Here is a 12758-nt window from a genome sequence, read left to right on the forward strand (position 1 = left end):
TTTATCAAATACGTCGGGTAAGGGTTGGCAATTTTAAGTTAATCTTGTTGGATAATCTGGAATTTTTCTATTCTGCGCATGAAAAGTTCTACTTTTCCCCTTAAAATTATCTTCTCAAATTAGTTTGTGAGAAATGCGGGAAATGTATGCGACGCTAAAGAACTTCCAGCAAGATCAAGTCTACGGCATTATCACAGATGGGGAAATCTGGTCGTTTTTATTGCTAGAAAACCTGACCCTCTCGGTTAATGAAAATAATTATTACATTAGTAATATTGCCGATATTGTTGACCGGATTGGTTATATCGCCGAAACGTTTAAGGAATAAGCATTCCCTCGAATCAAGTCAATCATATCATGTCCGGTCAAACACCCCGAATAAAAACGCCTGAAACCCTTGTTGTTACAGTATCGCAATTATGGGCAATCGTTAGGACATGATATCAAATGGACAATTGTAGGGGCGGGTTTAGGGACTAACGCTAATTAAGAGCCGATCAAATGATCAACAAAACCCGCCCTTGTTTAAGAGCCTAAAGAAAAATCCAACGGAAACTGAGGGGAACTATACCCGTAGCAATAATATACGCGATCGCAGCTAAGGGGGCGATAAATTTTTCAGTCTATCGAAATGGCTATTTTTGGCTCAGCTTTTCCACCAATAGATATACGCGAGTACCGACTGAACTGGGAATTTCTTCAGTATTTAATCGTTTAGCATGACGGATTGCTGTTTTAATATGGGGTGTCAATTTGCTCAGATCATAATCACTTTTGTTATATTTATGACCCAGTAATCGGGTTAGTTCTTGTTCACAAAGATGAGCATTATGAGGCGTTTTCGGATTCTCCTGATGCAATAGCAGCCAGAGTTCAAAACATGGATTACTTATAGCAAGGAAATAATTGTCCTTCTGCTTACACTCATTCGCTACAGCTTGAAGCTGTTCTTTGGGACGTTCATCGTCATCAATAACAACCCATAATTCATCCTTTGGCTTTAAGCGGGTTTTTTTAGCATAGTCTTGGAGACGTTGAATTACGGCTTTTGGTGAGGATTTTCCTTTTTTGGTTGGTAGGACTTTAACTTGAATTTTCTTTCGATACTCTACACCATTAAAGAACTCAAAGTATATTTTTTCCGTTTTTTCACCTTCAGTTGCTACAATATAAACCTTCTCTAGTTCACGCTTTGGCGAAGGTCTTTTGAAGGAACGTTTTCCCTTAGACATTTAAACCTCTGAACCTTCAGCTATCCCAGAAGATTGATCTTTGGCTGCACTTAATCGTAACGCACGAACATTTCCCAGAAAAGGAATTGCTCCATATCGACCATAGAGGTAGTCTTTGAGGACATCTTTATCGTAACGGGGTTTAAAATCATGCAAAGAATAAAGATCTGCTGCTCCCGTTTCCGGCTTCTTCTCAACAAACCAGATTTCATCTCGACGCAGTAAATCTAAGTCCAGAATAGTGGTTTCGTGTGTTGTCACAATCAGTTGACTTGGCTTGGTAGCATTCGCCTCATCAAGATGAATACCAACAATCATTCGAGATAGTTTAGGATGCAAACTCCGATCAAATTCATCGACAATAAAAACACGTTCATCTTCTCCTAGGAGTAACTCATGTAACAAAGGGGCGAAATCGATTAATCGCTGGGTTCCATCCGATTCTTCATGAATCTCAAACACAGCTTTTTCATTTCCATTCGAGGTTTGATGAATAGGTACTAATTTCCATACACGAATTTGATCATCTTTTTTAATTGCAGTTAAACGCAATTTGGCTAGTTTCAAGAAAACTCCATCTGCATTCGATAATCCTTCTTTTATAAATTCTACTGCTTCTTCTGAAAGATCAAGATCATCCAGAGCAATTTCCTCAGCTTGAATCGATGTAATCCCAGTATCAGCCTCTCGTAAAACTTTACCCAGAAATTCTGAAAACGCTTCATCTTCATTCATTTGCAGTTCAACTGGAATATATTCTGACATTGGCTCAATAATTGTCAAAACTTTACGAAACCAATCATAAGCGGCTCTAAAATATTTAACATTTCTTTCAATACTTTCACGTAAAAATAGTTGATTGGGTCGCGTACCTTTACCAACAAACTGGAGAAACAAATTTTCTTCGCTGCTAATTTTGTCAGCAAATTCCCCAAATTCTAGCTGTGCATTACCCTTCTTATCTGTAGTGCGACGGAAAAGCAGTGTATCAGCTCGGCGCGTAAACGTTTGCAGCCATTCAGTGTGAATAAACTGAGAATCTAATTCAAATCCATATTCATACATTTGCCTCCCCATCTTGAATTCAATCTCAAACCGAGCAGGGCGATGGAGACAATCCTGATTGAGGCGAAAACGTTGGACGGGAATTTTAGCTTCTGGCTTTAGCCCATGCACAACCATATTCTGAGCAAACTTAATTACTTTGACCAAATTTGATTTACCAGAAGCATTAGCACCATATATAGCAGCGAAACGGGTTAAACTAACTTCACTTCTCTTCTTTGTCCGAAAAACCTGATGAGCATGAATCCTTTGTAAGGATGGAATCATGCTGAACTCAATTTGCTCCTGGAAAGACAATATATTTTCTGCACGAAAACGAATTAGCATAGTGAGTACCCATCCGGGCAAAAATATCTTTCTCTGACACAAGCTATGCTTGATTATAGTATATTATGTATTTCAATAGAGATATTTTCTCTTTCCTGGTCAGGATGGGTGTGTAGAAGGCTTGGCATAACAACCCCAATACACACTCTTGCCATAGCACCTGTTTGCCCCACGGCTAAATCGGCTACAACACCAGCGCTACCGATAATGATAATCCACCCAAGACTATTAAATGCGGTGAGTCGAACCTTATTCTTACCAAAAATGGACTAACGCTAATTAAAAGCCGATAAATGATCAACAAAACCCGCCCTGGCTTAAGAGCCTAAAGAAAAATCCCACGTAAACTAATAAAAATAATCGCCCCTAAACTAGCGGCAGCAGGTAGTGTAATTAACCAAGCCAGCGCAATGGATTTCAAGGTTTGAAAGCGAACCGTGCGCCAATTTTGAATCAATCCAATACCCACAATACCCCCCACTAAAGCGTGAGACGTTGAAACCGGAAAACCGAAGCGGGAGGCGAGTAAAACAGTTGTCGCTGTGGCAATTTCGGCACAGAATCCACTACTGGGTTGCAATGGGATAATATTTTCCCCAACGGTAGTAATCACCTTTTTACCCCAAACAGCTAATCCTGCAACGATACCAGCACCACCAATGAGGAGAATCCACAACGGAATATTAAATGCGGTGAGTGGAACCGTACCCGTTGCAACAATATACGCGATCGCAGCTAAGGGAGCGATCGCATTCCCGACATCGTTGGAACCGTGAGCAAATGCCACAAAGCAAGCACTGATAACTTGAAACCGCGCCAGTTGTTGCTCAATCGCTGAGGGAAAGGGAGACACAGCATTAGGGGGTGGGGCAATATTAGCTTCAATTTCCGCTTCTCCAGTTTCCCGGATGCGAATGTCTTGATCTTTCGATTCTTCAGGATTAGCAGGTAGAAATAAAGGGCTACGTTCCAACTGACGCCAACTAATCAGACTCAGGACAATAGCCGCAATCGAAACTGTAATAATCGGTAAATCATGGGTAGGAATGGGCAAAGCATCAAATAGAGGACGATTAAATAAACTTGGCATGACAATCGCGCCAAAGATACTCAAAAGAATCGCACTTAGCCAAGGAATCCATTCTCGTAGCTGAACCATCGGATTCCTTTGCCTTAAAATTGACGTATTGATAATACTATAAAATCCGGCGGCTAAACTACCACTAACAACAGGTGTAATAATCCAAGTTAACGAAATACGCCCCAACGTTCCCCAATCTACCGCCTGCACCCCAATCGCCACCCAACAAAATCCTGCGATCGCGCCAACTACAGCATGGGATGAGGCGACAGGTAATCCGAGACTGGTAGCAATTTGTAACCATAAACCACAAGCCAGTAATACAGACATCATCCCCAGTAGTAACACCTGTGGCGTTTGGGCAAATAACGTTGGATCAATCACTCGCGTGGCTAACGTTGTCGCCACCCCTTGACCAAATAAAACCGCACCCGTAAACTCCAAAATCCCGGCAATAATTAGCGCTTGTCGTAGCGTAACCGCTTTTGAGCCAACTGACGTTCCCATGGAATTCGCTACATCATTAGCACCTAGATTCCAAGCGACATAGAAGGCAAGAATGGCAGTTAAACTGAGTTGAATTAGAGCTATTGAAATCACTCGTTATTCCTTATTTGTGATAATGTCTTGCATGGCTTGCCGATGGTAGTTATAGGATGGCTTGGAAAAACAAACAAAAATCACTTGCTCGATGGTTGTCTTTTCTGCCAAAACCTGCTTAACTGTACCTACGGCTATTCTGGCAGCCCGTTCGGGCGGAAATCCATACGCGCCCGTACTAATTGCTGGAAAGGCAATACTACGAATATTATTTTGCTCGGCTAATTCCAAACTCCGGTAATAACAACTGGCTAACAAAGCATCCTCGCCATGATTACCATCCCGCCAGACAGGTCCCACGGTATGAATCACCCAATCGGCTGGTAGATTATAACCCTGAGTAATTTTGGTATCACCCGTTTCACAGCCATTCAACCCTCGACATTCTGCCAACAAACCGGGTCCAGCCGCACGATGAATCGCCCCATCCACACCACCACCACCGAGTAGAGAGGTGTTTGCCGCATTGACAATCGCATCAACGTTTAACTGAGTGATATCCCCTTCAATGAAATTTATTTTGCCTGTTATCATGAATATTATCCTCCAGAGAAATAATTTTGTTTCGTTGGATGCATCACAGATCACCGATAGGTAAGCTCAGCAGTAGGGGAACAGTTGTGGTGTTATTGTAATAGGCGCGATCGCGTCTGGGTTAGGCTCTGTAGAAAACCAAGACTCAGTAGACTCAGCCGATAAATGATACCATTAGCTACCTAACCTTCCCATAGAGGTTCCTCTGGAACCGTCTACCTTATGGCTTATTTCTGGGAGGCTTCTTCAATATTAAACTGACGCTCTAGCACAGTATGTTACCCACACCCTTACCATCTCAACCAAGAACGGATCAGCGCTGGCACACATTTACGGAAATATTACAACGCCTGCATCGAGAAGGCATATACATTCATTCTGAACAATTAGCAGAATTTCTGGTGGCACATGGATTGCCCGTTGATTTATGCTATGTCCCAGAACATTTGCACTCTAAAGCCATTCAAATCAATCAAAACTATCAGGGCGATATGGTGTCCCTCACTGAACAATCCGAACCCGATTGGGATTATTCCTGGATGAACGAAGTCCAAACGCCCATCATCAAAAATAATCCCTGCTATAAAATTTAAGGGAAAAATAGAGATTTCTCCTCACATTTCCTGTGTCCAAATGCTCTAAACTTTCATTCAAGTCCGCTCAATTCCGCTGCGTACCTCTGCGGTATCCTCTGCGTACTCTGCGTTAACAAAATATAATTCATACGAATGAACTTGATCTGACCGGGTAATCCTCAATTCACTTTCGCTTAACTCTTGACCCCTTACGACTACCTTTTCCCTTCCCTTTAGAGGGCTGAGAATCTGATGTCGGCGCAATCATTGGCACCGTAAAGTGAAACTGACAACCTTGGTCTTTACCTGCTGAGTCTGCCCAAATTTTACCGCCCCACCCCTTGACAATTTGGCGACAAATTGCTAATCCTAAGCCTGTTCCACCCGTTGTCCGTCGCAGCGCCCCTTCTTCTTGATAAAAGCGATCAAAGACATCCTCTAGGCGATTCGGTTCAATCCCTCGCCCTGTATCGGCGACAGTCACTTTTAACATCGAATTCCCATTGGTTTGAATCCCAATGGTGATTTCTCCTTGGGAGGAGGTAAATTTGCAGGCGTTGTCTAACAATTTGGCAAGGGTTTCTACCAGCCACTCACCATCGGCTTGGACTAAGGGCAGATCGGTGGGAACTTGAGTGATAATGTTCGGTCGCCGATCCTCTGACCAATGGACGTTGATCCGGCTGAGGGCTAATTCAATGCACTCTTGTAGAGAAATGGCTTCGACATTCCATTCCACACGACCACTTTCCAGGCGCGAGAGGGTGAGAAAGTCTTGCACCAGTTTCCGCAGACGTTCAGCGTCGTCAAGGGCGGTATTCAGCATCACCTGACGCAATTCTGGCGACATATCCGGTTCGCTGGCGAGGCTTTCTAGGCAAACCTGAATCGTGGACAGGGGGGTGCGGAGTTCATGACCCGTGATTGCCACTAAGTTACTACGAGTGCGGTCAAGGGCGGCGAGTTGTTGGTTCAAATCTTGCAAATTCGCATACGCTTCCGCTTGGATTAAGGCGACACCCACTTGAGTTGCGATCGCTTCGACAAGGGCAAGTTCTTCATCCTTCCACCGATAAGGGGTTTCGCCGCAGTGGTGTAACTCGACCATCCCCAATAACCGACCCTGATATAGTACAGGAACCATGAGCCACGATCGCATACCAAAGGTTTGCACCAATTCCTTTAACTTAGAGGATGGGGAATTAGCGCTTTTGCTGGGTGTCTGGTTCAGCCGAGGATCATGTTGGGTATCTTCTACGGAAATGGACTCTTGATGTTCGACAATGGCTTGAAACAGAGTATTGTCTTTTAGGGGCCAAGGGCTACCTAGGGTGGAGCAAAGGATCGTGCGATCGCGCCCTCGGGTTTCCAGGTACTCATGGGTAATCGTGGCTTGAGTATCCGTGGCTTTACAGCGGTAAATGAGACAACGACAGGAACCCATGGCTCGCCCTAACTCTTGCACCGCGATTTCCATAACTTCATGGGGATCGAGCGATCGCCGAATCGCTGTGGTAATCGAATTCACCAAACGCTCGCGTTGTTCTTGAGCCGCGATCGAGCTATAGGCTTTCAGGAGTTTATACTGACCCGCTTGTAAGTAAGTCACTAGCCGTTGCACAAACGGATCGGGATTGGGTGAGTCTTGCCGATTCCGGTCTGAGGGTTGAGTTGAGCCAGAACTGATATACTCAGCTTTTGCTTGCTCGATTTTATCCGCTAACTCAGGTCGATAGGTGGCAATGCGATCCAAAATCAACTCGGCGGCTTTGGCACTAACCGTCCGGTCAAATGTCCAAATTCCCTCAAAACGTCGAGACGTATCCATCTCCCCATTGGCGTTATTGGACACAGACGAACGTTTTTCTCGGCAGATCAGACAGTTGGCATAGTGAGAACTAATTACCACTAAATGCCACTCGTGACTTAAGGCATCGCCCGGATCAAATGCCACGGTTTCGTGGTGATCTGAGCTATTCTTGAAATCCGTTTCTGGTGCGGCTAAGACATAGACATGAGGTGTCCGTTGGGCAATGCGCCGATAGCGATGGGCTTCCTGACGATAGAAGCGTTCTCGCTGAAAACAGGCGATAACCAACGGCTGCTCCGAACCAGCTAAGACCTGATCTTCCATCGCATGGGAGAGTGCGGTCAACGACGCTTTGAAATATACTTGTTGCCTCAGGTGGGGCATGGCTTGGAGTAAGTGAGCCAGCACCGAAGTTTTGATGATCATTCAAATAAGCGATAAGCAGTTTTTAGCTTGAGCTTGGCAACAAACCCTTGACAAATCCCCTTTTTTATGATTTTTATTGCCATAATCTCCGATTGATCGAGAGCAATCGGCAGGTATAGGGAATGCCATTCAGCAACGCGATTCGGCAAAGAACCGCTGTGGGTCATCTAAAGTTGATAACTTGTCCTATCAACCTATCGTACAAAAAAGAAGGTAACTTCCACCTAGCGAATCCGAGCAAATTCCTCTCTAGACTCCGGGGAAATGTCCAGGTGAGCGAATGTCTCGAACCCGAGGTAGAGCAATTTCAAACCTCAAAGCCGATTCCAGGATGCTGGTAACGCTGAGGGTTCCTGGGTAAAACTGGAACGCTAGAATGCTTTAACTCCTAAAAAACAAAAGAAATTTCTTTTTGCCCTGATTTTGTTAAGATAACTTCATAAGGTTGAGTTTATTTCCACCAACCTCCTTAGAGAATGGCATTCGTCTGGCTTGGTTGATTAATCGGAGGACTAAAAGAATGAGAATCCGGCAAATCTTAACCAGGAATAGATAAAAGTAAGATTTTGATCAACCTAAACTCTATTTATTATGTCAAGTTGTTTCCAGGTTGCTGGACATAAACAACAAAATTTATTTAATAGTCTGGACTTTAATCATTTTTTACTTAGTTTAGTTCCGATAGCACAAGTCCCTAATGTCAATAAACCCAATAGCGTTGATGTTTCAGGAACAGGAGTTTTAAAGTTTTTAGACTCAATAAAATTAATATAAGCTTTTTGATTATTAGGATTAAAAAAAGAATTCTCTGAACTCTGGAAAAGATTAAAACCGTAGGCGTCACCAACAGCCAAGACTTGACCACCATTGGCAAAAGGCTGAAATTCCACCATCGACCTGATTGATCCATTTGTACCAATCAGCATCCCCCCAGTGGGAGTAATATCGGTTACCATTGGGTCAATATCAGTGGCTAAGGATGTACCAAATGTTTGACCTCTTAGGTCGCCTAATGCGCCGACAGTAGTTGGAGAAACTGTATTTTGAAACGTGCCACCTGTAGGAGAATTGACACCACCGACAATACCTGCATATCGTGAACCGATCCCTAGTGATTCCAGTACCGAATTAGCAGAATTCTGTTCAGAAAGATTTGAATCAGATTCAACAATCACAAAACCACCCGTTTTGACAAAATTTCTCAGCACAGTACTTTCAGTGGGTGTCAGAATTGTTGAGGATGTTCCGTGAAAGAATATATCAACGTCAGCAAGATTTGCCTCGGTTAGGGTTGATACTCCTGGAAGGATAGTATGTGAACGCTCCAGAAGACTTGCTCGAAATTCACCGTATAACAATGCACCCTTTCCGTCATTAAATAAGTCACCACCACGCTGATTAGCGCTGTTCCAACTTCTTAGGGTTAATGCACCTGCTGAATTTCCGCCTAAAGCTTCTATCAGAATAGATATTGATAGAGTCATTATTATTAATAGTTTATTCATAGTAGTAATGGTATAATCAGCTTCTTAATGTTCAGGATACATAAATTTAAAGTTTAACTCTCTAGTTTTTGGTCATATTCACAAACACTTTACATAGAGCAATGAATGAAGTCATTATTGATTTAAATGAGTATTAAGCACAAATTTACATAGATGAGAGATGACACCTGTCACTTCATCTACATTGATGAAACTATTCCAACATTTGTAAAAAAAGTTTATATTGTTTAAATAAACTTAACTATCTTAACCAAATAAATCATCATATTTATAAGATAAACTTATCAAATCCGATAGATTTTATCTTCACACAATATTTAAAACTTACCCCTTGACAAAGGACAAATGACAAAGGACAAATGACAAAGAACGGACAAAGGACAAAGGAATGAATAAACTGTTGCCCGGTTTCTCCGAAGGGTTCCCTGTAGCGCTAAGAGTATGGTTAGTGTTTTTGCTATGTCTGGTTTTACTTGGATACTCAGTTCCCTTCAGTATCGTGGTGGGTGCTGTTGGGGGAATTGCTGGCGGCTGGGTTGTGGCTTGGTGGAATAGTAAAGATGAACCAAAGAAAGCCCCCTCTGAACCCCAAGATGAGCCAGAGGAAGCCCCCGTCAAGTTAAGTGGATTAGCCTTGGCGAAACAGCGTCGAGATGCTAGAGCGAGGAAGCGTTCCCAGAAAAGCTCCGTTCCATTGACGGGATTATTCAACCGAAGTAAGTAGGACTTGCTGCACAAAGCCCTATTTTAAGTGGGTCAAGCCACTACGTCGTAAATTCAGATGCCACAATCATAGAACCAATTCCTTTATTGGTAAAAATTTCTAAAAGTAGAGCGTGGGGGATTCGACCATCAATAATATGAGCCGCCCGTACCCCCTGAGCCAGCGATCGCACACAACAGTTAACCTTAGGTATCATACCGCCAGCCACAACGCCCGATGTCATTAACTCTCGTGCTTGTTGAATATCCAGCTTAGCCATGAGAGTGGAAGGATCTTTGTAATCCTGTAAAATCCCCGGAGTATCAGTGAGTAGAATTAACTTTTCTGCTCCCAAAGCGGCAGCAATTTCGCCAGCAACGGTATCAGCGTTAATATTATAGGCTTGACCTGCCTCATCAGCAGAAACACTTGACACAACTGGAATGTAGCCACTTTTGACCAAAGAGTCCACCAGTTTAATATCAACACTGCTGACTTCTCCAACAAAGCCAATCCCCTTGCGCCCTTCCGGACGGGCTTTGATTAAATTTCCGTCTTTACCGCAAAGTCCCACGGCTAAACCCCCAGCCCGGTTAATCAGAGAGACTAACTCTTTATTCACTCGACCCACGAGAACCATCTCCACCACATCCATCGTGGGTGCATCCGTTACCCGTAACCCATCCTTAAACTGCGGTTCAATCCCCAGCTTATCCAACCAGCTATTAATTTCTGGACCACCGCCGTGAACGACTACGGGACGAACGCCGACACAGGATAAGAAGACAACATCCCGAATCACTTTATCTTTGAGGTTGCTATCCTTCATCGCCGCCCCCCCATACTTAACCACAACCGTCCTCCCAGCAAACTGCTGGATGTAAGGTAGGGCTTCACTGAGTATCTGCACACGGGTTGCTTCGGCTTCCCGGATTAAATCGTGATCGTTTTCTTGTACCATCGACAGGAACTGGAAGACCAATAAGATATCCCAAGCAGTTTAGATCATTTTTTTATCAAAAATCTTCCCCTGCTTCCAGACGTTCCACCGGAACGTCTCTACATAGCTCCCCCAGCTTCCCCAGCTCCCTCTGCTCCCTCTGCTCCCCCAGCTCCCCCTGCTTCCCCAGCTTCCCCAGCTCCCCCAGCTCCCCCAGCTCCCTATTCACCAAAATCCTCCATGGGATAGAGGTCATAGCTACTCCAGAGAAGGATGCGATCGCGGCTAGATTGCCTTTGAATGAATGGTGGAAGCATTAACTTCTAAGATTTGCTGAATATTCAGAGGACATTCATACATGTTTATTAAACACTATCGTAAAAGCTTACCTGCCAGTGCGATCGCCTTAGCGCTGATGGCGGTGCTACTTCCCTCCTGCGCCGACACTACCCAAGACGTTGTCACCGCTGGACAAGAGGAAGAAAACGTAACCGCTGAGGAAGTCGAGGAGAACACCGACCAACTTATCGGTCAAAGCGTGTCTATCAGAGGCGAAGTGAGAGATGTTCTGGATAATGTCACCTTTACCCTCTCAGAGGATGAGTTGTTTGGTGATGAGATTATCGTAGTCAATACCTCAGGCGAACCCTTTATGCTGCCAGAAGAGGAGGATGTTGAAGTCCAAGTCACCGGTGAAGTGCGTCAGTTTAATATGGTAGAGTTTGAGGAAGAATTCGACTTAGACTTCCAATTCGATACCGACTACGAACAACAGCCTGCTATTGTCGCTGAATCACTGGCACTTGCACCCAAACCCGGAGAAATTACCGAAGATCCTAGCCAATTCTACAATCAAACTGTGGCTGTAGAGGGTGAAGTGGAAGAAATTATGAGTAACAATACCTTTACACTCGATGAAGATCAGTTAGCGGGTGGCGGTGACTTGTTAGTCTTCACCTTAGTCGCACCGGAGAGAACTATGGTCGAAGGTGAAGATGTTGTCGTGACGGGTGAGGTGCGTCCCTTTATCGCCGCTGAATTTGAGCAGGAGTATGAGTTAACTTGGGATTTGGATGTTAAACGTCAACTGGAAGCCGAATACGAGAATAAGCCTGTATTCATTGCTAAATCCATCTATCCCTCTGCTCAATAATAGTTAATCCGGTAGTGTTGGTTATAGCAGTAGACACATCTATTAGGACAAAAGAACTGTTGTTCCAGACGTTCCGCCGGAACGTCTCTACCTAAATGATGTGTCCTTTTTCCCCGTCATGTAACGTGTCAAACTAGAAGTAGCGATTCCGGAAAATCGAGAGGAAGCTTGGGCTATGACAATCTCCACTGAGAAAAAAGTTTGGACAGATGAGGAATTTATGGCACTGTCCAAAGATGGGCATTGTTATGAGTTAGTAAACGGGGAGCTTGTGAATATGGGCAATTCAGGGATGGAGCATGGCGGAATTGGCTCATTTCTGGGGGGGCTTCTGGCAATCTATGTTCGGCAACACAAATTAGGAACGGTTTGTGATTCTAGTACAGCGTTTACCTTAAAGAACGGCAACAAGCGATCGCCTGACGTCTCTTTTGTCTCTAAAGAACGGCTCAAGGGTTTAAAGCGTCCCCCTCGTGGTTTCTTTCAAGGTTCTCCTGATCTGGCGGTGGAAACTCTCTCTCCCAACAACACCGTTGAAGAAATCCACGACAAGATTGTGGAATATTTTGACAATGATACTCGCTTAGTTTGGGTGATTCATCCCGATGAAAAATATGTTCTGGTTTACCATTCGCCCGAACCCGATCGCTTACTTCGTCCTCAAGACGAGCTAGAGGGTGACGCGATCGTTCCTGGCTTTTCCATGTCGGTTGCTGAACTGTTTGAAGAGTGGGATTTTTAGCGATCGCTCAATTTTGATTGGCATTATCTTTGAGCATAGTCAACTCGATATCCTTGTTGCCTGTT

The 12758-nt window shown here is 44.1% G+C and carries 13 protein-coding genes; 5 read left to right on the top strand and 8 right to left on the bottom strand.

Annotated elements, in window-relative coordinates:
- The first annotated feature begins 133 nt into the window (after positions 1 to 133).
- Positions 134 to 328, top strand: a complete 195-nt coding sequence (locus RIG66_RS26470; protein ID WP_446381942.1) for a hypothetical protein — start codon at positions 134 to 136, stop codon at positions 326 to 328.
- 307 nt (positions 329 to 635) lie between these two features.
- Here RIG66_RS26470 and RIG66_RS26475 read toward each other — a convergent pair whose 3' ends face one another.
- The 4 genes from RIG66_RS26475 to RIG66_RS26490 form a co-directional block, all read right to left on the bottom strand.
- A complete protein-coding gene (locus RIG66_RS26475) occupies positions 636 to 1232 on the bottom strand; it encodes an RloB family protein (RefSeq protein WP_446381944.1) in 597 nt (198 codons plus the stop codon).
- Positions 1233 to 2624 carry an AAA family ATPase gene (locus RIG66_RS26480; protein WP_446381946.1) on the bottom strand — a complete coding sequence of 464 codons (1392 nt, stop codon included), beginning with the start codon at positions 2622 to 2624 and terminating at the stop codon, positions 1233 to 1235.
- A 325-nt stretch (positions 2625 to 2949) separates the two neighbouring features.
- Positions 2950 to 4305 carry an inorganic phosphate transporter gene (locus RIG66_RS26485; protein WP_446381948.1) on the bottom strand — a complete coding sequence of 452 codons (1356 nt, stop codon included), beginning with the start codon at positions 4303 to 4305 and terminating at the stop codon, positions 2950 to 2952.
- A gap of 3 nt (positions 4306 to 4308) precedes the next feature.
- Positions 4309 to 4839 (bottom strand): O-acetyl-ADP-ribose deacetylase, encoded by a 531-nt coding sequence (locus RIG66_RS26490; protein WP_446381950.1) that lies wholly within the window; start codon positions 4837 to 4839, stop codon positions 4309 to 4311.
- Positions 4840 to 5114: 275 nt separating this feature from the next.
- On the opposite strand from RIG66_RS26490, the gene RIG66_RS26495 reads away from it, so the two are divergent.
- The gene (locus RIG66_RS26495; protein WP_446381952.1) at positions 5115 to 5432 is read left to right on the top strand and encodes a hypothetical protein; all 318 of its coding nucleotides are present in this window, start codon (positions 5115 to 5117) and stop codon (positions 5430 to 5432) included.
- A gap of 166 nt (positions 5433 to 5598) precedes the next feature.
- On the opposite strand, the gene RIG66_RS26500 is transcribed toward RIG66_RS26495, so the two are convergent.
- The 3 genes from RIG66_RS26500 to RIG66_RS26510 all read right to left on the bottom strand — a co-directional run bounded on the left by RIG66_RS26500 (position 5599) and on the right by RIG66_RS26510 (position 9155).
- Positions 5599 to 7650, bottom strand: coding sequence for a DICT sensory domain-containing protein (locus tag RIG66_RS26500; protein ID WP_446381954.1), 2052 nt, complete (start codon positions 7648 to 7650; stop codon positions 5599 to 5601).
- A complete protein-coding gene (locus RIG66_RS26505; RefSeq protein WP_446381956.1) occupies positions 7647 to 7817 on the bottom strand; it encodes a hypothetical protein in 171 nt (56 codons plus the stop codon). Before RIG66_RS26505 ends, RIG66_RS26500 begins: the two co-directional genes overlap by 4 nt.
- Before the next feature lie 489 nt (positions 7818 to 8306).
- Positions 8307 to 9155 (bottom strand): hypothetical protein, encoded by an 849-nt coding sequence (locus RIG66_RS26510; protein ID WP_446381958.1) that lies wholly within the window; start codon positions 9153 to 9155, stop codon positions 8307 to 8309.
- Between the two features lie 388 nt (positions 9156 to 9543).
- Here RIG66_RS26510 and RIG66_RS26515 point away from each other — a divergent pair, with 388 nt between their 5' ends.
- Entirely contained in the window at positions 9544 to 9879 is a 336-nt protein-coding gene (locus RIG66_RS26515; protein ID WP_446381960.1) for a hypothetical protein, read from the top strand.
- Positions 9880 to 9919: 40 nt separating this feature from the next.
- Here the strand turns inward: RIG66_RS26515 and argB are convergent, their stop codons facing one another.
- Positions 9920 to 10819 carry an acetylglutamate kinase gene (gene argB, locus RIG66_RS26520; protein WP_446381961.1) on the bottom strand — a complete coding sequence of 300 codons (900 nt, stop codon included), beginning with the start codon at positions 10817 to 10819 and terminating at the stop codon, positions 9920 to 9922.
- 337 nt (positions 10820 to 11156) lie between these two features.
- Between argB and RIG66_RS26525 the strand changes: the two genes are divergently transcribed.
- On the top strand, positions 11157 to 11951 hold the full coding sequence (locus RIG66_RS26525; protein WP_446381963.1) for a hypothetical protein: 795 nt from the start codon (positions 11157 to 11159) through the stop codon (positions 11949 to 11951).
- Between the two features lie 175 nt (positions 11952 to 12126).
- Positions 12127 to 12693, top strand: coding sequence for a Uma2 family endonuclease (locus RIG66_RS26530; protein ID WP_446342060.1), 567 nt, complete (start codon positions 12127 to 12129; stop codon positions 12691 to 12693).
- Positions 12694 to 12758: the final 65 nt, after the last annotated feature.

Origin of the sequence: Coleofasciculus sp. E2-BRE-01, from assembly GCF_040221695.1 — a bacterium.
Lineage (GTDB): Bacteria > Cyanobacteriota > Cyanobacteriia > Cyanobacteriales > Coleofasciculaceae > Coleofasciculus.